This window comes from Paenibacillus sp. 01T442, assembly GCF_056398345.1.
Genome location: NZ_JBFTPF010000046.1, coordinates 24527 through 50081 on the forward strand (window position 1 = coordinate 24527; position 25555 = coordinate 50081).

The following is a 25555-nucleotide window of genomic DNA, read 5'->3' on the forward strand; positions in this document are numbered from 1 at the left end:
GCGGCGGGCTCCCATGGACATTTATCATATTTCTTTCACCTCGCAGAAATATTCCCTAGGTTGTCTACATATACATGCTGTAGATGCTTGTTTAGGCGGGGTGAATCTCATGGATATGAATGCTCTATTCAATAGCCGCAAGGTACAATGGTTTGCTGTCATGCTCCTTGCAGCCGGCGCAGTGTTAATAACGAACACCTTGCTCCCCTCCACACCAAGAGGGACTGTTCCTGTCGTCTCTAAAGATGTTCCCCATGTTCAGACACCGGACATGCAGCCTGCAGATAATGGCAAACCGTTAGAAACCTCAACACCACTTAGTTATCGTATTGCCGAATATCACATGAATGTTGCCTACACACCAGAAACGAGGCAGCTCCAAGGCCAACAAACACTCACGTGGGAAAATCCAGGCTCAGTTCCTGTACAAGAAATGTATTTTCACCTCTATCCGAATGCGTTCGCTTCGAAGAAAACGACATTCATGCGCGAGTCTGGCGGGAAACTGCGTGAAGATGAAGCGAAAGACGAGAGTAGCGGCAGTATGGAACTGCTCTCCGTGAAATCAGATACAGGTGATGATCTGACCAAGCGGATGTCATTCGTTCAGCCGGATGACGGCAATAAGGATGACCACACGCTGCTCAAAATACCGTTATCCAAGCCTGTTGGACCTGGTGAACGTGTAACCATCAATACCGAATTCCTTGTTAAGCTGCCTGCAGCTTTTGCCAGAATGGGGTATGTCGATGACTTCGTTATGGCTGGACAATGGTTCCCGAAGGTTGCCGCTTATGAGCGCAAGGGAACTAGGGGACGGGCTGAACCTGGCTGGGATCTCCATCAATACCACGGAAATTCCGAGTTCTATGCGGATTTCGGCATGTACGATGTGAAAATTCAGGTGCCCGCAAATTATATTGTGGCTGCGACTGGATTTCCTGTTAAACCTGCTGTGACGGACAAGGGCACGAAGACATACCAATTCTATGCTGAGGATGTGCATGACTTCGCTTGGTCAGCCTCTCCTCATTTCATCTATGTGGAAGAGCCTTTCTCAGCCCCACAGGTTCCCGGAGTCAAAATCAAACTGTATCTTGATCCTAATCATCAGGATTTAAAAGATCGTTACATGTATGCGGCCAAAAAAGCACTCTCCCGTTACAGTCAGTGGTACGGAACGTATCCGTACTCTACCCTTTCCATCGTCGTCCCCCCTCCTGGCGGGAATGGTGCTGGCGGCATGGAATATCCAACCTTAGTCACCGCATGGGGAGCTAGCGACAAAGATCCAGACTTGGAACTGGAACGCGTCGTCGTCCATGAGATCGGCCACCAATTCTTCTATGGGCTTGTAGCCAGCAATGAATTCGAGGAAGCATGGCTTGATGAAGGCTTCACCTCTTATGCAGAAGATAAAGTGATGGAAGTCGAATACGGCGAAGCACCTAATTTACCTGTTGAATCCAGTTATATCACCTCACCAAATGGACTGCAGAAGAATGCATGGGCTTACACAGGGCATGATCAATATGCTGAAAATGTGTACACGCGTGGCAAGCTCGTACTCAAAGCCATTGAGCAGCAAGTCGGCACCAAGACGATGGATCGTATCATGAAATCCTATTTCCAAAAGTGGCAGTTCAAACATCCGTCTACGAAGGATTTCCAACAGGTCGTGGAGGAGATCAGCAAAACAGATTGGAACGATTTCTTTAATCAATATGTCTATGGCAATCTGATGATGGATTACTCCGTCGAAAGTGTCCATGTAAAGCCTCAAGGCAACAAGGGATCCGAGACTTATGAAAGCACAGTCCGCATCGTTAAGTTTGGCGGCAACTCACCTGAAGTGCCGATTCAGTTCCACTTCGCAGATGGCACATTGTTAGATAAAACATGGGATGGCAAGGAAGGCAGCATCGATTTCAAATTAACGCATACCTCGCCTGTCGACTGGGTGCGCATCGATCCCAAGTACACGCTCATACTCGAAAATAAGCACATCAACAACTTTTATCAAACGCAATTAAATACGAAGCTTCAAATTCGGTGGAATCTTGGCATTATTCAATTCCTGCAAGCCATTTTTGGCTCAGTCGCCTGGTAAGGACTTGGCTTACGTCTCATGACAAACTCTGAGCGTATGCTTACGATGCTAGTTTCCCAGAATAAACGACTACACCGTCCCTCAAGGACGTATCACAGTGTTTATGGAGAAATATAAGCATTGTATAAACTGCAACTATACTTTCTTATATTTTAAAGAAAACGTTAAGGAGGGACCCTCGTTGGCCACCTATATCAAAGCAGGCTTCAGGGCAGCTATGGCGCAGCCCTTTGCCACGATCTTTTTATTCCTATATCAGATGGGTTGGGGTATTCTCCTGTATAAGCTCGTACAAGGTGTTCTTGTCCCCCTCATGCATCGGTTCCCTGGCGCTGAGCAACCCAAGCAGGCCTTGCAGATTTTCCTAGCAGAGGGCCAGTTTCAGTTAATTAAAACAGATCTCAGCTATTCCTATCTATGGTGGCTTGCTGCACTCTTATGTGCGCGCATGCTGCTGACGCCTCTCTTAAATAGCGGTGTCTACTATTCGCTCACTCACCCTCACCAGAATGCCGGCTATCGCTTCTTTCGCGGGATGAAGCAGCTCATGCTCCCCTTCCTGCTCGTGTATTTGATCCGCATCGCGCTTACACTATTCCCACTCATCTGGCTTATTCCCAAAGCCGCCTATATGCTGGGACATAGCGGCTCTTATGAGCAGATCGTTCTCAAGCTTCTACCTTGGCTGCTCAGTTTAATGGTCTATGGCTTTGTCCTGCAGTTGCTGTTCATGTATGTGCAATTCGCCATCGCGGCCAAACTGGGGATTACATCGACAATCATCTCTTTCTTTCGATATTCGCTGCCGATTATTGGACTTGCCATCATCCTATTACTGTTCACAGGACTTTTGGCAGGGGTCACAGTCACGGCTACTTACCTATGGGCAGGACTGGTAGCCCTCATCATTTATCAATTGTATCCCCTCTTCCACATTTTTTTCCAAATTTGGGGCATTTCTTCCCAATATCAGCTGCTTTCAGCCAAAATACCTAACTAATATCCAGCAAAACAGTGAATAGCTTACGCGCTCTCCCCTTCTCTTTGAGAAAGGGGCTTTTTTTTGTCTATTTCCCGAACTATTTGCCTATTTTTCCGCCTTTTTTTAAACAAAAAAAGAGGAATTTCATTGTTTATGACGAATTAAAAGGACTAGCATCAGAAAACCAAATTTTTCATGCCGAATTCCTCAGTTTATGGGGAAACGGGGGAACCACTCCGGGTGAATTGATCTTGCAAGACAGGGATCATAGGGAACCTTCAACCGAACCCTCCAGCTAACCTCGTAGGCACCGGAAGGAGACAAGCAGTTGAAGAAAGTAGTTGCTCTTGTTTTTAGTCTTGTTTTGTTTTTGAGTGTAAGTGTAGGAAGCGTTTTCGCATCGTCCTCCATGGACAACGCAGTCGAAGATCTCGTAGGAACTCCCTACAAATGGGCAGGAACGACAACCAAAGGCTTTGATTGCTCTGGTTTCACATCCTACTTATTCGATGAGTTCGGCATCGACCTTCCACACAGCTCCAAATCGCAAAACAGCGAAGGCTACTGGGTTGACAAAAAAGATCTTCGTAAGGGCGATCTTGTATTTTTCAACACGGATGGCAGCGGTATCTCTCATGTAGGTATGTACCTCGGAGACGGTGAATTCGTTCACTCCGCTACCAATCAAGGTGTTGTGAAGAATAAGTTGAGCGAATCCTATTATGCGAAGCGATATGTATCCGCCAGACGTGTTCTGTGGGATGATATCTACAATCAACTAACTGCTGAATCCAAGTAATGTTCTCGCTACAGAATGAAGCCCTGCTAAGCTTTGCTCGAAAGAGCAGCTTGCAGGGCTTCATTCATTTGAACGAGGTTATCGGCGTATACTACAATATCAAAATAAACGTCTACAACGTCCTTCGAGGACTTCTCAAAGTGTTTACGGAGAAAACAGCCGAATTTTTATGTTCCGCATATACATGCTGGTATTTTGAACAAAGGCCTCTGGCCTCAGGAAGGAAAAGAACGCATGGACAACACACAAGACAATATTTCACCCCCATTTCCCGGCATCGTTCGATCCATTGATGAAATTAGAGATCATATTGGAGAGCCTCATCCTGCGGTACAAAATAAAGTCATCAATCAAATTGACGAACATGCTCAAGCGTTCATCGCCAAATCACCTTTATTCTTCTTATCTACATCAGGTGCGGATGGATTGTGTGATGTGTCCCCCCGTGGCGATGGCCCAGGTTTCGTTCGCGTTCTCGATAATCACCGCTTGATTTATCCAGAAAGACTCGGAAACCGTCGAATAGATTCTATGCAAAATATAGTAAACAACCCGCAGGTGGGTCTCTTATTCATCATTCCAGGCGTCGACATGGTGCTCCGCGTCAATGGTCGCGCTTGGCTGACGAGAGATGAAGAGCTCCTTGCGACTATGCAGCTTAATGGGAAATCGCCGATCGTCGCTGTTGGCGTCGAGGTGCAGGAATGTTTCGTACACTGCAGTCGTGCACTTAAACTTTCGAAGATATGGGATACCGCTACGTGGGTACCCGAACAGGAGCAGCCAGACGGCATGGATATGTTCCGCGCGCATCTGGCATTGAACAACATAGCGCTAGAGGAATAAGGATAAGCTAACTAGGTCGCAGCCAAAATGGATAACTTGACATGACATGTTAGCCAGACTATAATAACGGCATGTCGTTTTCTAGGGTTCCGCGGCGTTTCACTGCCGGCTGGTCCAAGGGAAAACACACAGCAAATATGCTGTGGTCACGGAGGGAGAAAAGCCCGGGAGTCTATCGCAACAGTGCGATATTCCCGGGCTTTTCTCTGTTTATTTTGTGGCACTGACATCGTAAATCATAAATTCGCACATGAAGGAGTGTTCATTATGGCATGGTTATTTCTAGCTATTGCAGGTGTATTTGAGGTCGTATGGGCCATTTCATTGAAATTTTCCAATGGGTTTACGCGACTAGTCCCGTCGATTGTTACGATTCTAGGCATGATCGTTAGTTTCTATTTCTTAGCTGCAGCAACGAAAACTCTTCCGATCGGAACGGCCTATGCGGCCTGGACTGGCATCGGTGCTGTAGGCGCGATTATCATTGGCACTCTTTTTCTCGATGAACCGATCAGCTTAGTTCGTATCTTGTTTATGGTCTTGATTCTGGTCGGCGTGCTCGGACTGAAATTTACGTCAGGGCACTAGGGAGTATTGGTCGCTTACACGCCACTCATCTGCGTGACAACGTTGGCAAAATTATACTCATGGTTATGGCCACCTTATTTTAGTGAAAAATGAACCCGGTGTTGGGCTACTTGATTGTATAGCTCACATACCAGAAGCTGCCCCCTACAAAGATGCGCAAATGCTGTGACAAGGGTCGAAAAATGTCATTTAACTCTTCGTAAGTAAAATAATTCTTAAGTATTTCATGCTTGGAGCCGTCGGCTAGCTCGCGTCTTTTGTAGGTGTCTTCGCTCTCCTCATGCGTGATAAGCTCGCCGCCTCTGCCAGGCACATACATATTATCTGCAATGAACACCTGCGCTCCGCTGCCCAATCGTTCATGGAAGCCTTGTAAAAAGCTGTCGATCCGATTCCGCGGAATATGCGAGAACCAGAAGTTGGCCAGCCCGTAATCGAACTCCCCACTTATCCCGGAGAGCTCATACGCATCTCCTTCCTTGAAAGACGCATTCCCCTTCGGCCATGACTTCGATTCCGCGATGCGCAGTACCTCTGGGCGAATGTCTACACCTACTAGCTGTGTCGCCGTTTCTGCGGCAATGTGTGACCAATAACCTGTGCCACAGGCAATTTCCAGCACACAGCGTCCCTCCACCTGCTTCTTCAGGATCTCCGACAGAAGGGCCAATTCTTGTTGATACTCCGCATCCTCGCGGTGATAAATCCGTTCATACTCCTCTGCCCGTGCGCCGTAGTAAGCTTGCATGCTCAGCTTCTCCTGGTCCAGAAGCGTCTGCTTCTCCTTCACTTCGTGCAGGATACGATGTCTCGCTGACAGCAGATCCGCAAAAATCGCGCCACCCTGTGCAGCATAATTCGCAAGCAGCCCCTGCGTCGCCATGACGATCAGCTGTGTCATCGATAGGCCCGTGGCATCCGCCATTTGTTCTAACTCGGATTTCACTTTCTCAGGCAAATAAACCGAGAGTCGTTTCGTTTTGTCTTGCTTGTCCTCCATGGTTAGCCGCCTCCTTTTTATTACATTGTAACATATAATATGTACCATATTAACATTAATTATGTTGTATGCATGGAATTGCGAACACTTTTGCTTATGTGTTTTAAGTAGCATCGCCATTCCTTTGGGTATCCTCGGCCTGTCCTCAGCCTCTCCTCAGCTTCCTCTCAGGATCACGTTGGCACGACTATACAACTTTAGATGGATTTCCTACAGCTAATTTTCTCGTTTATGGCCACTTTTTAATCTAGATGGAAAAACTCCATCTAATTCCTCCATATTCCCCGCGTTCGGCGTAAATGTGTGAATTTAGCTGTATTTTTTACAGTTAATCGGCTCAAAGCGGGAAATACAGCAGAATTAGCTGCATGAAATCCATTTACTTTAAATTTCTCTAGGTGCGGGTTGTGATGAGGGTACGGGGCAGGTGCCGATACGCGACGGGGGCGTGTCCTAGCGCGAGGCGAGTGCGGAGGCGGGGGTGGKGGTGGAAGCGAACGGCATGGCTTGAAATGTGTTTTAAAGTAGCATCGCCTTTCCTTTGGGTATCCTCGGCCTGTCCTCAACTTCCACTAACGATCGCATTGGCACGATTACACAACTTTAGATGGATTACCTACAGTTAATTTTCTCGATTATGGCCATTTTTCTAATCTAGATGGAAAAACTCCATCTAATTCCTCCATATTCCCCGCGTTCGGCGTAAATGTGTGAATTTAGTTGTACTTTTACAGTTAATCGCCTCAAGGTGGGAAATACAGCAGAATTAGCTACATGAAATCCATTTATTTTAAATATCTCTAGTGTGCGGGGGCGGATGGGGATGGGGAGCTCCTACAAAACCGACAAAAAAGCCGAGCCCCATCCTAGGATGAAGCTCGACTCTGTTACATCAGCTGACGTTCCTCGCCATAGCGGCGCTTGAGCTGATTCAAGAAAAATTGCAATGAAAGGAATAACAACGCAAAGCTTGTCCCTGCACTGAGTATGATCCACGGGTGCAGCCGAATATAGCGTGCGCCGTAAGCGATCAGTGACAGCCATTCCCCAGAGGTGCTGATCGTGATCTGGAAGCCGGCTTCCTCGTCGCCGATCGTCTCGGTACCACCAAGCACGATGTTGAATACGGCTAGCTGCCCCAGCAGGAATAGCACCTGCATAAACTCGCTTAAGAAGATGAACATCATTTCATTACGCATAGATGGAAAAATGTGCCGAAGCGTCCGATGCCAGAACGAACCGCCCATGAGGCGGGACGCTTCAATGAACATTTTGCCACTATAATAACGTGTCCGATTTGCGATCTGATGTGCCAACKGGAAGATGCCAATCAGTGTAATTAAGATAATAAAGGTGATGCTGAACAACAGCTTGTTGTGCGGATCCGCTTTGGCCCCGAGGTCGAGTCTTAGCCCGTAATACATCCCCGCTAGCGGCGGATAAAGGAAAATAAATGCCGGCACTGCGGCAACTGCCCATTGTAAGGAACGGAGAAGGCCTCTTCCTCTGCTCGTCATTCCACTCCATAATCCCCATGGCAACGCCACCGCAAACCGAAGCAAAGTCAGACCGAGCGCTGTACCTAGTGTGTATTTTAACCCATTCAATAATAAGCTGAGCATGTCGAACCCACGGTGATCGGTTCCAAGCAGGAAGGTGCTATTGGGGGCGTACGGCGGGATAGCGTACCTCGTTCTCCCGTCTTCTTGGTATTGGATCATGTTGATTTTGTCTTCTGGCGAAATCCCATGCGGCTTCAACCAAGACCCGAACACCATCACGATCAGAAATAGCGCCAAGATGGCGATGGATATATAAAAGGCGGTAGAAGGACGTTTCCTCATGGTCTAGCCACCTCCTCCGCACGGACCACGAACCGCTTCCGCAGCAGTGCATACAGGATATGAAAAGCCATGGCAACCACACCAAGCACCACACAGATTGCCGACATGGAAGTAATCCCCTGGTAGATCGGCAGAATGATGAAGCCACCTAAACCTCCAATGCCACAAATCGCCTCCGCAACTGCCATACTAGCAAGGGCTAATGTCGTAGCTCTTGGCAAAATAGCCAACACATCCTCCATCACATTTCGCAGCACATGCGAGAAGAGCACCTCGCGCCGGGTCAGTCCTTTGGCCAGTGCAGTAACAACATAATCCTGCCCTAGCTCACGTGCAATGGCGACACGCAGTGTCCCATAGATCGTCACCGACGGAATCAACGCAATCGTCAGAAACGGAATGAGGAATGGCGTTCGGTCTCCCACTTGAACGATCAGCAGTACATAGTGACCGAGGAGCTTAGTCGCGTAAATCGCCGCCAATTGGATCAGCACGATCAGGAAAAAGTCTGGTAATCCAACAAGCAGCGCATGAATACCATCCAGCACGACGCCAATTCGCCTTGATATGGAAGCCCATAGAGCAACTAGCATACTGAGTAGGATGGCGAGCAGCAAGCCAGGTATGAAATAGGTGCAGGTTTTGAGCAGCATCTTCGGAATCGCTGTTGTCATCGGCACTTCCTTGCGTGTATAGGGATCACGGTATTTCCCAAAATCACCATGCAAGAAGCTTTTCAGCTGATCTTTCACGGTGTAGCCATAATAGCGCCATGAAATAATAGGCTTATCTAGTAGTACGACTGAGGATCTCAGCACACCTTTAATCGTCATAGCCGTGCCTTGGTACTCCCAGAACTTGCCGTAAGGGACTTCAAGCAGACCACTTTTCTCATTCAAAATCTTACTGCCGGGCAGCATTTCACTTACCTTCTGCATGCTAACGCTGGAATTGACCGTCACTTCAATCTGATCGGGCTGGACAGCCAAGAACATCTGCCTAATATTACTCAGCAAAAAAATACCGATCAACGTGATTGCACCTAGCAATAGCCATCGTCCTATTGACTTCACTCCGTGCCACCTCTTTTATAATTTACCTTAGGTAAATTAGTCATTGTATGGTCATAGTTTATCACGAAGGTTTTGAGCAGGACTAGTCTATTCTATTGAAAAAAGAAAAAGCCTCCGCCTCCMCTAACAAACTGGGAGGTGAAAGCTTCTAAGAGCTGAACTGCGCCTGATGCAGGCGGCTGTACACACCGCCGACAGCGATGAGTTCCTCATGCGCGCCTTGCTCGGTGATGCCCTCTTCCGTCACAACGACGATGCGGTCCGCGTTCTTGATCGTCGCGAGTCGATGCGCAATGACGAGCGTCGTGCGGCCCTTCGACAGTTCCGCCAAAGACTGCTGGATCGCCGCTTCGGTCTCGGTATCCAGCGCCGATGTCGCCTCATCTAAGATGAGAATCGGCGGATTCTTCAAGAACATGCGCGCGATCGCGAGGCGCTGCTTCTGCCCGCCGGAGAGCTTGACGCCGCGCTCTCCGATGACCGTATCCAGTCCCTTCGGCTGGGACTGGATATAGCTTTGCAACTGCGCGCGCCGCGCAGCGTCCCAGATCTCCTCATCCGTCGCGCCTAGCTTGCCGTACGCAATGTTCTCCCGCATCGTGCCGGAGAACAGGAACACATCCTGCTGCACGATGCCGATTTGGCGGCGCAGCGATTCCAGCTCGATATGGCGAATATCGAGACCGTCAATGGCGATGCTTCCCTCGCTGACATCGTAGAAACGAGGCAGCAGGGAGCAGATCGTCGTTTTGCCTGCGCCTGAAGGACCGACGAATGCAACGGTCTCCCCTGCACGAATGGACAGGGAGATGTTATTCAAAACACGAGCTTCGTCCCCATACCCGAAGGACACGTTGTTGAATTTGATTTGGCCATCGAGATGATCCACCTTCCGAGCATTCGGATGATTGGCAACCTCCGGCTCGGTGTCGATGACCTCTACATAGCGCTTGAAGCCAGCGATCCCCTTCGGATAGCTCTCGATGACGTTATTAATTTTCTGAATCGGACCTAAGAATACATTCGTTAATAGAACAAAGGCAATGAACTCACCATAGGAAATTTGTTTGTCGATTACAAACCAAGTACCGCAGATAAGCACGAATACCGTCACAGAACGCATTAAAATGTAACTCAAGGAAATGTTCCACGCCATGATTTTATAAGAAGCCAACTTCGTCAATCGGAATCGGCCATTGTTTACCTCGAACAATTTCTTCTCATGAGCTTCGTTCGCGAACGCTTGTACGACACGAATACCGCCGATGTTATCTTCAACTCTAGCATTAATATCCGCGAGATCGCCCATCATGCGACGGAAGGTTTTGGTCATTTTCTGATTAAAATACACGGCAATCCATAGGAGGAACGGCACAATGACGAACGTTAGGAGTGCTAACTTCACATTAATTTGCAGCATCAGCAGAAGTGCACCAATGAGCGTCATAACAGCAATGAACAGATCMTCCGGACCATGATGCGCGACCTCGCCAATTTCCAGCAAATCATTCGACATACGCGACATGAGTTGCCCTGTTTTATTGTTGTCATAGAATCGGAAGCTCAGCTTCTGCAGATGAGTGAACAGCTTTTTCCGCATATCCGTTTCAATGTTAATCCCCAGCATGTGACCCCAATACGTCACGACAAAGTTGAGCAGTGTATTCAGCAGATAGACGGCCAACAACCCCACACATGCCCAAATAATCCAAGCCCAATTTCCTGCAGGAAGCAATTTATCGATAACCTGATTGACGGCCAGCGGGAAACCTAGTTCCAGCAACCCAGCCACCACCGCACAAGTAAAATCCAATATAAATAAGTGCTTATAGGGTCGATAGTATGAAAAAAACCTTCTCAACATGTGTCTAATCCCACCTTTCGTATCGTTGACAACCAACATGACTTCGCGCTTGTAACGGTTGCAACACTGCCTATTATACCTGAAATCCTCCACAAATAGGCAGTTGTCGGAGGACATGTATCCAATATTTTCATATGAATAGGTATATCTTATCCTGGCTGTGGAGGCATGTCATCATGTTCAACAACTCTATGGATACGCGAACTGCTCTTCGCCTCGCAGCGATGTGCGGCCAAAGCTATACCCAACTAGAACAAGGTACGGAAGGCGTTATCTTACCCGCTGCCTATCGAATCGTAACTTCATTCACGGCGAATTCCGCCTTTGGTGGACGTGAGTTATTCGGCTTTATTACAGAGTCCGATAGTCAAATTGTGATTGTATTTCGGGGCACGTCGACGACTTCGGACTGGATCTCGGATGCCATTGCCAGACAGACTGRGTTCCCCTATGCCAAAGAAGGCGGTCTCGTGCACCAGGGATTCCTGGATATTTACGAATCCGCTCGCAAACAAATTGTAACAGCTATGAGCAAACTATCCCCTCACAAACAGCTCTACCTCACAGGGCACAGCCTCGGTGGCTCTCTCGCCACGTTATGCGCTTCAGACTTGGCAACGAACACCAAGTTCAAAGATCCCTCCGTCTATACGTTCGGTTCGCCCAGGGTCGGTAATACGACATTCGCAGGTCAGTTTAACCGCAAAACAGGCCCCCACTATCGCGTATATAATCGTAACGATATGGTTCCTTCACTGCCGCCTCTCGTTTACAAATCGCCTCGTACGGGTGACCTCTATCACTATATTCATGTAAAAAAAGCCGTTGAGCTCGACTTTCCAACCGGATCACTCGCTGGTAATCATGCCGTTAGCAGCTACTTCACGGAGCTGGCTAAGCTCGATCCGAAATATGCGAAGCTCCTCTGCGCCAAGACGCTGGGCTTCTGCCCGAACTGAAAGAGACTATGGGAAGGTCCCCATAGTCTCTTTTTTTCAAACGTAATTCGCTGAATTTCGCTACCTTTCACGGCCTATTGGACTATCTTGCTCTCCTTATTCGAGCTCTGCAAAAAGAGCCGATGACAAATATCGCTCGCCGGTGTCTGGCAGAATGACGACGATTGTCTTCCCTTTATTCTCAGGTCGTTTCGCCAGTTGAACGGCTGCAAAGGCTGCAGCCCCTGACGAAATGCCGACGAGAAGCCCTTCGCTTTTGGCCAATTGGCGCGCCGTTTCCATCGCCTCTTCATTGCTAACGGTGAGGATTTCGTCCACAATGGCCCTGTTGAAGTTATCCGGCACAAAACCTGCGCCGATCCCTTGGATCTGGTGCACACCACGTGTGCCGCCGGACAGCACGGGAGAATCCGCAGGTTCAACGGCCACAATTTGAACATCGGAATGTCGCTGCTTCAGAATCTCTCCTACACCTGTAATGGTACCTCCCGAACCAACACCTGCCACAAAAATATCAACCTTCCCGCCCGTATCTCGCCAAATTTCTTCTGCGGTGGTCGTACGATGAACCTCAGGATTGGCTGGATTGCTGAACTGCTGCGGAATATAGGAATTGGGCAACTCAGCAGCTAGCTCCTTGGCCTTGCGAATGGCACCTTGCATGCCTTCCGCAGCTGGCGTGAGCACAAGCTCTGCGCCTAGAGCTCTTACAATTTTGCGACGCTCTTCACTGAACGAATCCGGCAAGATAATGATCAACCGATAGCCCAAAGCTGCTGCTGCAAAAGCCAGACCTATGCCTGTATTCCCACTCGTCGGCTCGATAATGACGGTGTCCTGATTGATTTTCCCCTTGCGTTCTGCGTCCTTCAGCATGGCATAGCCGATGCGATCCTTCACGCTGCCCGCCGGATTGAAATACTCCAGCTTCGCGACAATGCGTGCTTCAATCCCTTGCCTTTTATTGAAATTCCAGAGCTCCAGCAACGGCGTATTTCCGATGAGTTCTGTTAAATTATTATATATTTTGGTCATAAGGACCCTCGCTTTCGCAGGTGTAATATTAAACCGATACGTTTAGTGGGATATCCTTAAAGTATAACACCTGTTTTGAGGGAAATTAAATCAATAATCCTGATGAAGAGGTATGGTATTTTCTTATATTGGGGGATTTTGCTATACTACAATTCAGAGACGAGGAACGTCCTTTTGCCAATGTGGCGAGAGGGCGTTTTTTTATTTTAGCCAGAAATCGGAGGTCGGAAGGAATGGAATTTGAACTAGCTCATCAAACTTTTATGAAGAAGCATACTGCACTTCGTAGCGGTGAAAGAAAAGGACGTCTCCTGCGGGGACATAACTATGCGGAGAAACTTTTTCTTCAGCAAGTCTGGTATCCGTTGTTTCAGCATTTTGACCATTTGCACCCTGAGTATGAGATCTACGATTGGAATCGAAAATCTCAGTTTATCGATTTTGCCTATTTAACTCCTTTCGGTCGTTTCGGGATTGAATGTGATGGTTATCAAAGTCATGTGAAGGACATGGATCGGGAGAAGTTTAGCTACTCGTTAAATCGTGAAACTTTCTTGACGGGAATGGGCTGGAAGATGATCCATTTCTCATTCGACGATATTCAGCATCGTCCCGATGTTTGTCGGATGCTGCTGCAGATGGTAATCGGCCCACGTATGATTCGCCATGGAGCGACGAACTTCTCTGCCATTATGGAAAAAGAAATGCTTAGACTGGCCTGGCAATTAGGCAGCCGGGTGAGGCCGAAGGATGTCATCGAACAGTTCGATGTCGATTTCCGAACCGCACGCAAACGGCTTCGAAATTTGGTCGACAAGGGCTATTTAACACCCGTTGTCCGCGGGGAGGATGTTCGATATTATGAGCTAAATCAGGTTTCGATGGAGCATTTGTGAGTAGTGTGTGCAATTAATTACCTTTTCTGTTCTTTTTCTGTTCTTTTCCCTCACCTAAGCCCGCCTCTTTCTTCTCTCCTATCCCCTGCATAGCCAATACCTATGCTCTTTGCCCTGCCTTCCCCATTGGATTTATCCAATGTACTTCTAAAATTGAGAGATCAAATGGCTGTTTCAATGGATTTATACAGTAAACAGCTCTGAAATTGTGTTATTTGGGGCTCATTTCAGTTATTAGAGTGGATTTGTCCAATCAAAATTGATTTCTTAGGGGTAAAAACAGTATTGTACTGTATTTATCCAGTGGGGAGATCGATGGGGCTGCTGGGGGGAGCCAGTTGGGTAAGGTATTCTAGTTTGGCAGGCTGGTAGAGGCAGTTTCGAGAGGCATTCTAGAGTGTGGCCTAACCTGTAAGTTGGGAAGATCCGCATATTAGGACGACCCTAGCGCGAACATATGGTACACTGATTTTTAGATGATAACTATCATAAATAGAGTGCAAGGAGAACCGACAATGAAACTGGTATCTTGGAATGTGAATGGCTTGAGAGCCTGCGTGAATAAAGGGTTTACGGATTATTTTAAAGAGGTGGATGCGGATATCTTCTGCTTGCAGGAAACAAAGCTGCAGGAGGGGCAAATCGACCTCGATCTAGGAGAGGGCTATAGGCAATATTGGAACTATGCGGAGAAAAAAGGGTATTCCGGTACGGCTGTTTTCTCGAAAGTGGAGCCACTTTCTGTCCGATACGGTATCGAAGAAGATTCCGAGCCTGAAGGTCGCATCTTGACCTTAGAGTTCGAGAATTTCTACCTCGTGACTGTGTATACGCCCAATGCGAAGCGTGATCTATCCAGATTGCCCTATCGGTTAGAGTGGGAGGATCGGTTCCGTGATTATTTAGTCGGTTTGGACGCGGTTAAACCTGTGCTGGTTTGCGGAGATTTGAATGTCGCCCATCAGGAGATCGATTTGAAAAATGCCAAAGGCAACAACAACAACTCCGGCTTCACTCTCGAAGAGCGCGGTAAAATGACGGATTTGTTAGCAGCAGGCTTTCTCGATACGTTCCGGCACCTATACCCCGAGAGAACCGATGTGTATTCTTGGTGGTCCAATATGCCTGGCGTTCGTGCCCGGAATGTGGGCTGGCGGATTGACTATTTCCTCGCATCAGCGCGATTAGCACCTATGATCACGGAGGCATCCATTGCCTGTGACATTCTAGGGAGCGATCATTGTCCGGTGGTTTTGGAGTTGGATTTAGCCTAGAACACGTGGCTGTTCGCAATCCCCGACTTAAGGAGGAGCACTCGCTCCGACCATGGTCGCTTCTGGAAATAACTCCCTGAATGGTAAAATCGAATCAACAAGAATTCGATGAGAGCTGTGAGGGATGCAAAATGAAGAGAAACCGAAGAAGACGACGAAATTGGGTGTTTGGTATTCTAGCTTTCCTAGCCGTGGGGATCGCGGCTTATGCCCTGTTGCTGTATGGCAACCCAGATGATATTAAGGATCAAGGCTTCGTTACCGCGAAAGGTACCATGCCTGATCTATGGTATACCGTGCTTTGGTTCCATGCGGTTTCTGGCGGCATTGCGCTTGGCATTGGTTGGCTGCAATTCATCAAGAGGATTCGCCTCCGAACACCGAATGTCCATCGCGCGATTGGCTATGTATATGCAACGATGATTACGGTAGCAGGTGTGACTGGTCTTTACATGGCTTATTATACTAGCGGTGGTTTGAGCGCTCAGCTTGGCTTTGGAGCTCTATCTCTCATGTGGTTGTACACACTTTACCAAAGCCTAAAGAGCATTATAGCCGATCGCAATCCGCGCGCGCACGGTCAATGGATGCTGCGAAATTACGCCTTGTCCTGCGCAGCGATCTCGCTCCGTGTTATGACGCCACTTGCAGCTGTGTTCTGGGGTCTCACGGATACGAACGATACGTTCGGCGTCATTGCTTGGATCTGCTGGTTGCCGAATTTGCTCTTAGCGGAGATGATCATTCGCGCTGGGCTTCATAGAGTGGCGCGTCCTTTGAACGTGTAAGCTAGAATTAGCTATACAAGACCCCCCTTTAATTGCAGAGGGGGGTCTTAGCTTGTTTAAGTTGATTCAGGGTTAACCGCGAAAAGTGAATGGATATTCCCATCTGGATCAGCAAAGAAGGCTGTTACGTGCCCCCAGGACTTTACTATTGGCTCCATTATCGCCGTAGCCCCTTTGGAGACATACTCCTTATAAAGAGCGCTCACTTCTTCCGGTGAGTCACATTGAAAATTGAACTCGAAGACTTGCCCTTTGCGCTCCTCTAGGAACGATGGATGATCATTCGTATTATCCGCCATAAGGGGAGTCGAGCAAATGGCTAAACGGACACCGCTATTGTCAAATTCGACATACTGCGCTTCTTCCACAACGATACGAAATCCAAGCACATCCCGATAAAAACGAGCTAGTCGTGCCACATCCTGCGATAGCATTGTGATGCCTTCTAATTGGATTTTCATTTGGCGATCCCACCATTCTTTAGTTTCCTAAAATTGTAACATGCACATCTGAATGGGATCAAGTGTTCTTATTTCGTGCAGATCCTGCGGCGCGCCAGTTCATTAACTGGAAAAGCTCCATCTATTTTGACGTCAAACTGCTAATTATCCGCAATAGATGGAAAACGTACAGTTAATTTTTCGAATTCTTCGTTTTCGAAGGCTAGCCTTGAAATTAACTGCGCTTTTTCCAGTTAATTGAACAAAAGCGCTTATTCGGGCGAAATTAACTGTATGTTATCCAGTTAGTGGCTCCAAGCTCAAGATGATGAGGCTCACGCTTCTTTCTAATAAGGCAACTCATGCCCCTCCAAGTAAGCCTTCAAATTCTCCAAAGACATGGCATAGCCCTCTTCGGTCGGCTTCGCCTGCTCTTCGCTCTCATAACCCGTCTCCGTGATCGTCACACGTGTGCCGTCACCTTCCTCCGCAGTGAGAAATGTCGTGATCATCTCAGAATCTGGCACACTAAACTCCCATCGCAACGCGAAGCGTTCTAGAGACTCCACCGCCTCGATGGTTGCTTGCAAGGTGACAACCTCCGTCCCCTCATGGTACTCGTTCGGTGAATGGTGGAAGTAAACCGCAGCACCTGGCGAAAGCTCCAGTACGTCCCATGGAGAGCCCGGTGAGTACCACATCGTAAGCTGATCCCCTTCCGTCACCGCTTGCCATGCACGTTCAAGTGATACCTGAATCCAAATACTTTGTACAACAGTAAACTCTCCCACACGACCCTCTCCTCACTTATAAATTCTGCTCAGTGACCCCCGTCGCCGGGTCAAACGTCAGCATTTTCGTGCCGATTTTATCAATAAAGAACCGATCATGGCTGACCGTAATGACTGCACCAGGGAAATGAATCAGAGCCTGCTCCATGACTTGAATACTCATGAGATCGAGATGGTTCGTCGGCTCATCCAAGATGATGACCGCGGCGCCAGAGAGAAGGCACTTCGCTAGCGCGACCCGTGCCTTCTGACCACCAGATAGGTTGCCAATAAACTTGCTGAGGTCCATCTCTGAAAATTGCAGCATGGCGAGGAATTTATTCACCTTTTTGCGCGGCGCATCCAGTCCAAGGCCGTACGTATTCACAGCATGGCTAACGGTATCCTTCGGATTAAGTTCCTCCCACATCCGGTTAAAATACGCGTAGCTGACGCCTTTCTCCCAGATCACCTCGCCGGACTCCGGCTTCTCTTGTCCTGTGAGCACCTTAATAAGCGTGGATTTCCCGCTTCCATTCGGGCCAACGATGACTAGGCGGTCTTCCTTTTGAATATCGAAGCTGACGCCTTGGAAAATGGTCCGATCCTCGTAGGTCTGCCCGATCCCTTTCACCTCGCACAGCTTGTCCGGAAACCGCAGCCGCTCGTAAATATCCGTGATCAACACGTTAACAGGGTGTGGTTCGATCCGTTTCTTGTTATCTGCTAGCTGACGCGAGAGACGGTCCTTGGACATTTTCTTGCTGGCGCGGCTGTCGATAGCCTCCGACTCCATGAGGAGCAGCTCTTCTTCCCACTCAAATTGGCGGTCGAGCTCCTTTTTGCGCATCTTCTTTTTGCGGATATAGTCGGTGTAATTTCCCTCATATTCCTGAAAGCGATAGTTCTCGATCTCGATCACTTGCGTGACCACTTTGTCGATAAACTCCCGGTCATGGGAAATCAGAATCATCGCGCCTTTGAACCGATAGAGCCACTGCTCCAACCAAGCGATCCCTTCGATATCCAAGTAGTTGGTCGGCTCGTCCAGCAGGACAACATCAGGTTGCTCTATGAGCATTTTGGCAAGCGCCGCGCGGTTTCTCCAGCCCCCGGACAATTCATCGACAGGTTGGTGACGAGACCGTTCATTAAACCCGAGCTTAGTTAGAACGGTGTTGATCTCAACGGACACATTCCACCCGTCCAAATGTTCCATTTGCTCAAATAGCTCAGCTTGCCTCGTCAGCAGCTTATCCATCTCGCCGTCATCCGTGACGGTACCGAGCCCTTCACCAACTTCCTGCAACTCGCGTTCAATCATCGCAACCTGCTCAAAACACATTTCCAACTCTTGCTGAACGGACAAGCTTCCTGTCATTTCTGAGAATTGTGAGAAGTACCCTATTTTAACCTGAGGATCAACTTCTACTTTGCCTGACGTGGGCTCTTCTTTCCCCATGATCAGTCTAAAAACCGTCGATTTCCCCGCACCGTTCCGACCAATTAAGCCAATTCGCTCACCCTGACTCACCTTAAAATAAATATCGCGAAAAATCATCGCGTCTTCATATTTCTTCGTAACGTTCTCCAAACGAATTACACTCATAGCTATCCCCTTTGACCTGCATCATTCATTCTAGGCTGATTATATCATGTTTGGGGTCACGACATTTTTAATTAAATGGTGTATTGTACAGTTGACTTCATGTATAGTATAAGTTACATTATGTATATAATACTTTACCAAAGGTAAAAATAAACATACAGGAGGCATGAAAGGAATGTCCTATCAGGAGAAAAAGMATATCGTCTCATTTATAAGCACGGTACTGATTTTTGGTTTTTATTGTTGGTATGTCTTTCAAAAGGTTCCCAATACGAATATGGATACGATGGAAACTCTCCGCTTTTGGGCAGCTGCCATTCTCATCCTAATTCCCGTGTCTGTTGTAGCCAAAATCATCATCGCTATTGTCTTCAATATCATCTATCGCATAACAACGAAGGAAATTGAACCTTCTTTCTCCGATGAACTCGACAAACTCATTGATTTGAAAGCGACAAGAAATTCGCATTATGTCTTTACCATTGGTTTTCTTCTAGCCATGGGATCGCTGGTGTTGGATATGACGCCTGCCACGATGTTCATCATTCTTATTTTCTCAGGATTTTTCTCAGAAATGGCCGGTGTATTCACGCAGCTCTACCATTATCGGAAAGGAGTTTAAGATGGGCAAAAGTCTGATCAGCAATCACATACGGAAATTACGATTTAATCAGGATGAAATGACCCAACAGCAGTTGGCAGATAAAGTCGGGGTAACCAGACAAACCATCGTCGCCCTCGAACAGGGCAAATACTCCCCTTCTTTGGAATTAGCTTTTCGTATTGCAGGTGTCTTCAAGTTACCGTTGGAAGATGTTTTCTTTGTTGAGAATAAGCAGGTATGAGAATGACCGTCGACAATCCATCCAGGAGGGATTCGAATGAGAGCGATTGTATGTACGAAGTACGGAACACCTGAGGTTCTTCAGCTCACAGAGGTAGCAAAGCCGACCCCCAAAGACAATGAAGTACGCATTAAACTGCACGCGGCCATTGTCACCCCTTCGGATTGTGCTTTTCGCAAGGCTGACCCTTTCATCATCCGACTGATGTATGGTCTGCGCAGGCCCAAACATACGAATACTAGGTGTGGAATTCGCAGGTGAAATTGATGCTGTGGGTAAAATTGTAACGTCCTTCCGGAGTGGAGACCGTGTTTGTGGTATTAGTCCGACTACTTTCGGCGCCTATGCGGAGTACGTATGTCTGCCTGAAGCTGGCACATTGGCTAAACTTCCAGTTCATGCGAGCTATGAAGAGGCTGCGGGTCTCTGTGACGGAGGCTTAACGGCATTGATATTTCTCCGAGATACGGCACGACTTCAACGGGGACACAAGATCTTGATCAACGGCGCCTCCGGATCCGTGGGGGCTTACGCGGTACAACTGGCGAAGTACTTCGGTGCTGAGGTGACAGGTGTATGCAGTTCCACGAATGCCGCATTGGTGAAATCGCTGGGGGCAGATCAGGTTATAGACTATAACCAAAAGGATTTTGCCAAAAGTGGTCAAACTTACGATGTTATTTTCGATGCGGTAGGTAAGCGGTCATTCTCACAATGTAGAGGCTCGCTATCTGCAAATGGGGTCTATCTCACTACCGTTCCATCGCTGGGCATTATGTTTCAGATGCTATGGACATCCAAGATCGGGAGCAAAAAAGCCAAGTTTACAGCTTCAGGCTTACAGCAGAAGAAAGAGAATCTCGCTTTTCTTGCGGAGCTTTTTGATGCGGGTCAGATGAAAGCCGTGATTGACAGACGTTATCCGTTGGAACAGATGGGTGAGGCTCATAGGTATGTGGAAACTGGGCGTAAGAAGGGGAATGTGGTTATTACCCTCACTCCAAATTCGCATACAAATGCTGCGTATACTCCTTAATGATCGCAGACACTTCAACATCCTTCTTCGTAATCCGCCAGAGATAGTTCGGGTATTTTTTATATTTTCCAATCGGTATCGAAACGACCTCACTCTTGAATTTCTCTGGCATCGTAGTCACGATGTAATCCGTCGCGATGGTGATGGCATTACCGCGGCTAACCATCTGCATGATGGCTTGGGTGTTATTGGTCGTCAATGCAATTCGGTTGCCAGAGTCTCCCGCAATTAATTCCGCTGCAATCCTCTCAATATAAGCATCTTTATAAATAACCAATACTTCATTATGTAATTCAGAGCTTGTTATCGCTGTTAAAAAACGCAAAGGGGATTGCTTATTCACCACAATGACCGCTTCCCCGCGAATCACAGGCTCCCACGTGAAGGAGTCGTCTTGACTCTCGCGCGACAAGGAGACGAACCCCATATCTGCCTCCCCTTTCATCACCTGATTCATAACCGCTGTATTATCGCCCTCCAAAAGTTGAACATTAATATGAGGATAGATCCCCATAAAGGTAATCGTGGTGTCCGTTACCAACGAAACCATGCCAGGTATGGTAGCGATTACGATATTCCCTGTGTTGATTGGATTGGACTTGGAGAGCTCATTTCTCATATTTCGGACGTTAGTCAGTATGGTACGTGCATATTTCATAGCTTTAAACCCATCCTGTGTAAGAGCAATCCCTTTTTTGGAACGGGTAAACAGCGTAGCTTCCAACTCATTCTCTAGTTGACTGATGGATTGACTGACGGCGGGGACGGTAATCCCGTGCTTTTTGGCCGTTTCTGTAAACGAGCCCGACTCTGCCGAATCAACGAAATATTGGAGCTGTATAATATTCAATGTCGCTCATCCTTAACTTTTTGTTTAGATAAATAAATTAAACTTAAATATATTTTATCACCTGTCAGTGGTATTATACAGTAATCCTATTCACTTTGCCGAGTTACTCTAGATGAAACTTACATCTTACATCTTTCGAATAATTGATTGGAAAAAGGGAACATCATTAACGACGATTGTCACAAGTAAAGGAGCATTGCAATTGAAAAAAAACATTTTAAACGTATTTGCCGCTGAATTTCGCCGCTTTATTAGGAACCCTATGATGATCATCACTTTCGTAGCTGTCGCCTTAGTTCCTATTCTGTATAGTGGATTCTTGATCAAAGGAACTTGGGACCCCTACGGGCAACTCGAGAAGCTCCCGATCGCCGTTGTGAACTTGGATCAAGGCGCTGAGTTTGAAGGCGAGTCACGAAATATAGGCAATGAATTCATGGATGAACTGAAGAAAAACAACAGTTTTTCTTGGGGGTTTATGAGTGCAGAAGAAGCTGCACAGGGGATGAGAAATAATCATTATTATGCGACGATTACGGTTCCCCCCACATTTTCAACAGATGCAGCCTCCATTACGAGCACGACTCCGAAACAGGCGGAGATCATTTTCGAATCCAACAGCTATTACAACTTTGTAGCAGGTCAAATCGGAGAAAGCGCAACGAAGGAATTACGAAATAAGTTGTCCAAAACGCTGACAGAAGCCTATTCAACGAGTATTCTCTCGGAATTCGAAACCATTTCAAATGGGCTCAGCGAAGCCGGAAAAGGAGCCTCCGATCTTCAGGCTGGCGCAAAGACTTTAAGTGACGGGATTCATGAGGTAAAAACCAATTTGGTTATTCTTGCGGACGGTACCAAGCAGTTAGATGACAGTGCTGGCTTGTTGCAAAAAGGGGCAGCTGGACTAAGCACAGGCGCATTGGAAGTTAGTAAAGGCGCCGCTACACTTGCTGGCGGAGTGAGCCAATTGCAAACCGCAGGCGCTCAGCTGGAACAAGGCGCTCAAAAATCAGCAGCAGGCGCATCTTCCTTGGTTACGGGATTACAAGCCTCTCAAACGGGAGCCGATCAATTGGCTTCTGGCCTTGCCTCAACTTCAAAAGGAAGTACACAATTAGTAGAGGGCCTTACGTCAGCCCTAAGCGCTAGTGATAAATTGGAAGACGGCTCCGCACAGCTTGCCTCAGGTCTTGAGGCATTCGTCGCAGCACATCCCGATCTCGCCTCGAATGCGACTGTAACCAAGCTGCTTGCAGCCAGCAAGGATGTCGCAGATGGAAACAAGAAGCTGCATGACGCGGAGATAAAGCTCCTCACAGGAGGGCAGGCTGTCGCTTCAGGCACGGAAAAGCTAGTCGCTGGAGCTGAGAAGCTACGTGACGGCAACAAACAACTCGTTGCTGGCGCAACGCAGCTCCAAACGGGTGGGCAGCAGCTGGCTGATGGCTTGCACACCTTCAATGCGAACTTGCCGCAGCTTGCCACTGGCGGCAACAAGCTGCAAAGCGGCGCGGCGCAAGTCAGCACCGGCGCTGGAGATCTGGCCAGCGGCATGACGCAAATGTCCGCGGGTATTCACAAGGCAGCCAGCGGCGCGGCGCAGCTGAATGAAGGTGCGACTGCGCTTGACGCTGGTGCACCGAAGTTGGTGGATGGCAGCGGACAACTCGCCACGAAATTGAATGATGCCGCGAAGCAAACTGCAGCTGTCAAAGCGGATGACAATACGATCAAAATGCTGGCGGAGCCCGTAAAGATTACAGCCAATGATGATCGCAAGGTTGCGATCTACGCGAACGGTATTGCTCCTTATTTCATATCCATGGCGTTATTTGCAGGCTCGCTTGTGTTCACGACCATCTATGCAGCCAGAAGCACATCCACGCCAGGGGCACGGGGGCTTCGATTACTGGTAAGCAAGCTGCTTACTTTTAGTCTAATGAGTACTTTCCAAGCATTGATTGCAACGACCGTCCTCACCTATGTGCTAGATTTGAAGGTCCAGAGTGTTCCGTTGTTCTATGTCTTTACCTTCGTCGTCGGCTTAACCTTCATGCTGATTATCCAAATGTTCGTCACATGGTTGGATCAACCAGGTCGATTCGTTGTTCTGCTGCTGATGATCCTTCAGTTAGCTTCAAGTGCTGGGACCTACCCGCTAGAGTTGCTGCCGAATTGGGCTCAAGCCCTTCACCCTTGGCTGCCAATGACCTATGCGATTCAAGGATTCCGGTATGTGATTTCCAGTGGTCAATACGCGGAGATGTGGCACCAAGTGGGCTACTTGAGTATCTACCTGGTAGCTTCCCTGATCTTAACAAGTGTTTACTTCCTTTCTCGTAAAAAGACGGAGAGTAATGATGATGAACATGAGCAGTTGATGCCTGTCACGGTGTGAGTAAATTTAAAGGGCTAAGAGTCCCCATTTGGGTGATTCTTAGCCCTTTTTGTTGTTATAGGTACTCATAATCTATTGAGAAGCAACTTTCCATTAGTTTCTAATAAAAATCGCCAAAAACCAACAAAAAACTCCCGACATATGATACGATTTGTGTATCTAATGAACTATCAATAGGTCTGGAATAGCTTTTTGTAGGAGAGATGAATATATGAAAAAGTTAAAGATTTTTTTAAGTATTTGTTTACTGTCTAGCACTTTGCCGACATCGGTACTTGCCAGCTATACACTCGATCAAGACGCTAATGGCGTTGATATTGCGGACGTGGTGAAAGCCATTCAAGATCCACAAGCAATGCGTACGATTACAGGGAAAAATATATTTGATCAAGCTGATATACGAAATCTCTTAAGACAAATCCAGTCCAGTAATCAGGAGGCAAGTCTTGGGACAATTACAGGCTTCGTCACGGATGAGACCGGTGCCGCGGTTAAAAAGGCTGAGATCAAAATTGAAGGAACCAGTTTGCAAATGCAGACGAATGAATTGGGTTATTTTCAATTCAACGATGTCCCTATTACTTATCAGACGAAAGTTGAAGTTACAAAGGAAGGTTATGCCACGGCATCTTCAGAACTATTTAATATATGGAGTGGGGACACTCGCAACTTGAGCAATTTGATTTTGAGAAAAATCCCCACCTACGGTTCCGTTTCTGGTTATGTGTATGGACCTGATCAACACGCATTGGCGTCAGCACTTGTTTCAGTCGATGATCTCACCACACCTAAGACTGTGCTTACAAATTCTAGCGGCTATTTCTTCTTGAGCGAAGTGCCGACTGGCAATCAAAGCCTCACGGTAACGAAGGACACCTACACATCAATTACGCAAGCCTTCAACGTAACAAAGGACAACTTAACGACGATACCTACCCTTCAGCTTGCAAAAGTAGTTAGTCCACAACTGACAGGTAGTATTCGTGGTGTAGTGACGTCTTCCAATAATCAGCCGCTAAGTGAAGCTTTGGTTAGTGTCACTGGCACTACCTATTCGATCCCGACTGATAATAATGGGTCATTCACCCTCTCCAACATACCTGTGGGAATAGCTGAATTACATATATTGAAAGAAGGTTTCCAACCCCTACATATCCCTGGCATTACCGTTTCAGAAATTGTATTTGATACAGGAACAATCCGGTTATCTCCTGCTGTCGTGCTCAAAGGCAGTATTTCAGGCAAGGTGACTTCTGTGTATGGCGGTAATTTGCCAGCGATACACATCACAATCATAGAGACCAACACTGTGCTAGAAACCGATGCAAATGGCGATTTTACTATCAACAATTTGCCGGTCGGCAGCTATACCCTGCAGTTTTCTTCTCCTGACTACGTCGGTGATGTCCGAACGGTAACAGTCTCACACAATGAAGTTAGTTCCGTTCCAGTAAGTCTCACTCCTGTTAAAGGCATTGTAAAAGGAACGGTTATTGATGAGGATGGCCATTTCGTTGTTGGCGCAAATGTTTCGCTTGATGGGGTT

General features: G+C 47.5%; 22 protein-coding genes, 1 pseudogene and 2 riboswitches. Of the genes and pseudogenes, 14 read left to right on the forward strand and 9 right to left on the reverse strand.

All coding sequences use genetic code 11. The features are described from left to right. Positions 1-109 precede the first annotated feature (109 nt). From AC1DLM_RS25185 to sugE, 5 genes are all read left to right on the forward strand, one after another. A complete protein-coding gene (locus AC1DLM_RS25185; RefSeq protein WP_477571504.1) occupies positions 110-2110 on the forward strand; it encodes a M1 family metallopeptidase in 2001 nt (666 codons plus the stop codon). Positions 2111-2291: 181 nt separating this feature from the next. Next, positions 2292-3110 carry a hypothetical protein gene (locus tag AC1DLM_RS25190; protein ID WP_441991969.1) on the forward strand — a complete coding sequence of 273 codons (819 nt, stop codon included), beginning with the start codon at positions 2292-2294 and terminating at the stop codon, positions 3108-3110. 168 nt (positions 3111-3278) lie between these two features. Then, positions 3279-3417, forward strand: a riboswitch (cyclic di-AMP (ydaO/yuaA leader). 3 nt (positions 3418-3420) lie between these two features. Next, positions 3421-3891, forward strand: coding sequence for a C40 family peptidase (locus tag AC1DLM_RS25195; protein WP_441991968.1), 471 nt, complete (start codon positions 3421-3423; stop codon positions 3889-3891). A gap of 234 nt (positions 3892-4125) precedes the next feature. Continuing rightward, positions 4126-4737, forward strand: a complete 612-nt coding sequence (locus tag AC1DLM_RS25200) for an MSMEG_1061 family FMN-dependent PPOX-type flavoprotein (protein WP_441991967.1) — start codon at positions 4126-4128, stop codon at positions 4735-4737. 70 nt (positions 4738-4807) lie between these two features. Next, positions 4808-4910, forward strand: a riboswitch (guanidine-I (ykkC/yxkD leader). Between the two features lie 94 nt (positions 4911-5004). Further along, positions 5005-5325, forward strand: coding sequence for a quaternary ammonium compound efflux SMR transporter SugE (gene sugE, locus AC1DLM_RS25205; RefSeq protein WP_056622008.1), 321 nt, complete (start codon positions 5005-5007; stop codon positions 5323-5325). A 106-nt stretch (positions 5326-5431) separates the two neighbouring features. Here the strand turns inward: sugE and AC1DLM_RS25210 are convergent, their stop codons facing one another. The 4 genes from AC1DLM_RS25210 to AC1DLM_RS25225 all read right to left on the reverse strand — a co-directional run bounded on the left by AC1DLM_RS25210 (position 5432) and on the right by AC1DLM_RS25225 (position 11106). Next, a complete protein-coding gene (locus tag AC1DLM_RS25210) occupies positions 5432-6325 on the reverse strand; it encodes a methyltransferase domain-containing protein (RefSeq protein WP_477571505.1) in 894 nt (297 codons plus the stop codon). 887 nt (positions 6326-7212) lie between these two features. Further along, positions 7213-8169 carry an ABC transporter permease subunit gene (locus AC1DLM_RS25215; protein ID WP_477571506.1) on the reverse strand — a complete coding sequence of 319 codons (957 nt, stop codon included), beginning with the start codon at positions 8167-8169 and terminating at the stop codon, positions 7213-7215. Further along, complete coding sequence (locus AC1DLM_RS25220; protein ID WP_477571507.1) at positions 8166-9242, reverse strand: ABC transporter permease subunit; 1077 nt, start codon at positions 9240-9242, stop codon at positions 8166-8168. Before AC1DLM_RS25220 ends, AC1DLM_RS25215 begins: the two co-directional genes overlap by 4 nt. Before the next feature lie 148 nt (positions 9243-9390). Further along, positions 9391-11106: an ABC transporter ATP-binding protein gene (locus AC1DLM_RS25225; protein WP_477571508.1), complete on the reverse strand. Its 1716-nt coding sequence runs from the start codon at positions 11104-11106 to the stop codon at positions 9391-9393. Positions 11107-11282: 176 nt separating this feature from the next. Here AC1DLM_RS25225 and AC1DLM_RS25230 point away from each other — a divergent pair, with 176 nt between their 5' ends. Continuing rightward, positions 11283-12065, forward strand: a complete 783-nt coding sequence (locus tag AC1DLM_RS25230) for a lipase family protein (RefSeq protein ID WP_477571509.1) — start codon at positions 11283-11285, stop codon at positions 12063-12065. A 96-nt stretch (positions 12066-12161) separates the two neighbouring features. Here the strand turns inward: AC1DLM_RS25230 and cysK are convergent, their stop codons facing one another. Continuing rightward, the gene (gene cysK, locus AC1DLM_RS25235; protein WP_441991962.1) at positions 12162-13100 is read right to left on the reverse strand and encodes a cysteine synthase A; all 939 of its coding nucleotides are present in this window, start codon (positions 13098-13100) and stop codon (positions 12162-12164) included. Positions 13101-13333: 233 nt separating this feature from the next. Here cysK and AC1DLM_RS25240 point away from each other — a divergent pair, with 233 nt between their 5' ends. From AC1DLM_RS25240 to AC1DLM_RS25250, 3 genes are all read left to right on the forward strand, one after another. Next, positions 13334-13996, forward strand: a complete 663-nt coding sequence (locus tag AC1DLM_RS25240) for a hypothetical protein (protein WP_477571510.1) — start codon at positions 13334-13336, stop codon at positions 13994-13996. Between the two features lie 515 nt (positions 13997-14511). Further along, positions 14512-15270 (forward strand): exodeoxyribonuclease III, encoded by a 759-nt coding sequence (locus AC1DLM_RS25245; protein ID WP_477571511.1) that lies wholly within the window; start codon positions 14512-14514, stop codon positions 15268-15270. A gap of 131 nt (positions 15271-15401) precedes the next feature. Beyond that, positions 15402-16058: a DUF2306 domain-containing protein gene (locus tag AC1DLM_RS25250; protein ID WP_477571512.1), complete on the forward strand. Its 657-nt coding sequence runs from the start codon at positions 15402-15404 to the stop codon at positions 16056-16058. A 56-nt stretch (positions 16059-16114) separates the two neighbouring features. Here AC1DLM_RS25250 and AC1DLM_RS25255 read toward each other — a convergent pair whose 3' ends face one another. From AC1DLM_RS25255 to AC1DLM_RS25265, 3 genes are all read right to left on the reverse strand, one after another. Then, positions 16115-16519: a VOC family protein gene (locus AC1DLM_RS25255; RefSeq protein WP_441991958.1), complete on the reverse strand. Its 405-nt coding sequence runs from the start codon at positions 16517-16519 to the stop codon at positions 16115-16117. A gap of 326 nt (positions 16520-16845) precedes the next feature. Further along, a complete protein-coding gene (locus AC1DLM_RS25260) occupies positions 16846-17289 on the reverse strand; it encodes an SRPBCC family protein (protein WP_477571513.1) in 444 nt (147 codons plus the stop codon). A 16-nt stretch (positions 17290-17305) separates the two neighbouring features. Then, positions 17306-18877 carry an ABC-F family ATP-binding cassette domain-containing protein gene (locus AC1DLM_RS25265; RefSeq protein WP_477571514.1) on the reverse strand — a complete coding sequence of 524 codons (1572 nt, stop codon included), beginning with the start codon at positions 18875-18877 and terminating at the stop codon, positions 17306-17308. Between the two features lie 175 nt (positions 18878-19052). Between AC1DLM_RS25265 and AC1DLM_RS25270 the strand changes: the two genes are divergently transcribed. From AC1DLM_RS25270 to AC1DLM_RS25280, 3 genes and pseudogenes are all read left to right on the forward strand, one after another. Beyond that, positions 19053-19499 (forward strand): hypothetical protein, encoded by a 447-nt coding sequence (locus AC1DLM_RS25270; protein ID WP_477571515.1) that lies wholly within the window; start codon positions 19053-19055, stop codon positions 19497-19499. A 1-nt stretch (position 19500) separates the two neighbouring features. Then, complete coding sequence (locus AC1DLM_RS25275; RefSeq protein WP_171638134.1) at positions 19501-19722, forward strand: helix-turn-helix transcriptional regulator; 222 nt, start codon at positions 19501-19503, stop codon at positions 19720-19722. A 36-nt stretch (positions 19723-19758) separates the two neighbouring features. After that, positions 19759-20758, forward strand: a pseudogene (locus tag AC1DLM_RS25280) (NAD(P)-dependent alcohol dehydrogenase). Here the strand turns inward: AC1DLM_RS25280 and AC1DLM_RS25285 are convergent. Further along, complete coding sequence (locus AC1DLM_RS25285) at positions 20718-21608, reverse strand: LysR family transcriptional regulator (protein WP_477571516.1); 891 nt, start codon at positions 21606-21608, stop codon at positions 20718-20720. The pseudogene AC1DLM_RS25280 and the gene AC1DLM_RS25285 overlap by 41 nt on opposite strands. Before the next feature lie 202 nt (positions 21609-21810). Here AC1DLM_RS25285 and AC1DLM_RS25290 point away from each other — a divergent pair, with 202 nt between their 5' ends. Both AC1DLM_RS25290 and AC1DLM_RS25295 read left to right on the forward strand, forming a co-directional pair. Then, positions 21811-24009 (forward strand): YhgE/Pip family protein, encoded by a 2199-nt coding sequence (locus tag AC1DLM_RS25290; protein WP_477571517.1) that lies wholly within the window; start codon positions 21811-21813, stop codon positions 24007-24009. Positions 24010-24220: 211 nt separating this feature from the next. Continuing rightward, on the forward strand, positions 24221-25555 hold a 1335-nt coding region (locus tag AC1DLM_RS25295; protein ID WP_477571518.1), incomplete at its 3' end, for a carboxypeptidase-like regulatory domain-containing protein.

Coding starts and splice junctions, on each gene's coding strand:
- sugE (WP_056622008.1), top strand. CDS start 5,005: ATGGCATGGTTATTTCTAGCTATTGCAGGTGTATTTGAGGTCGTATGG.
- AC1DLM_RS25275 (WP_171638134.1), top strand. CDS start 19,501: ATGGGCAAAAGTCTGATCAGCAATCACATACGGAAATTACGATTTAAT.
- AC1DLM_RS25265 (WP_477571514.1), bottom strand. CDS start 18,877: ATGAGTGTAATTCGTTTGGAGAACGTTACGAAGAAATATGAAGACGCG.
- AC1DLM_RS25185 (WP_477571504.1), top strand. CDS start 110: ATGGATATGAATGCTCTATTCAATAGCCGCAAGGTACAATGGTTTGCT.
- AC1DLM_RS25250 (WP_477571512.1), top strand. CDS start 15,402: ATGAAGAGAAACCGAAGAAGACGACGAAATTGGGTGTTTGGTATTCTA.
- cysK (WP_441991962.1), bottom strand. CDS start 13,100: ATGACCAAAATATATAATAATTTAACAGAACTCATCGGAAATACGCCG.
- AC1DLM_RS25255 (WP_441991958.1), bottom strand. CDS start 16,519: ATGAAAATCCAATTAGAAGGCATCACAATGCTATCGCAGGATGTGGCA.
- AC1DLM_RS25210 (WP_477571505.1), bottom strand. CDS start 6,325: ATGGAGGACAAGCAAGACAAAACGAAACGACTCTCGGTTTATTTGCCT.
- AC1DLM_RS25240 (WP_477571510.1), top strand. CDS start 13,334: ATGGAATTTGAACTAGCTCATCAAACTTTTATGAAGAAGCATACTGCA.
- AC1DLM_RS25200 (WP_441991967.1), top strand. CDS start 4,126: ATGGACAACACACAAGACAATATTTCACCCCCATTTCCCGGCATCGTT.
- AC1DLM_RS25245 (WP_477571511.1), top strand. CDS start 14,512: ATGAAACTGGTATCTTGGAATGTGAATGGCTTGAGAGCCTGCGTGAAT.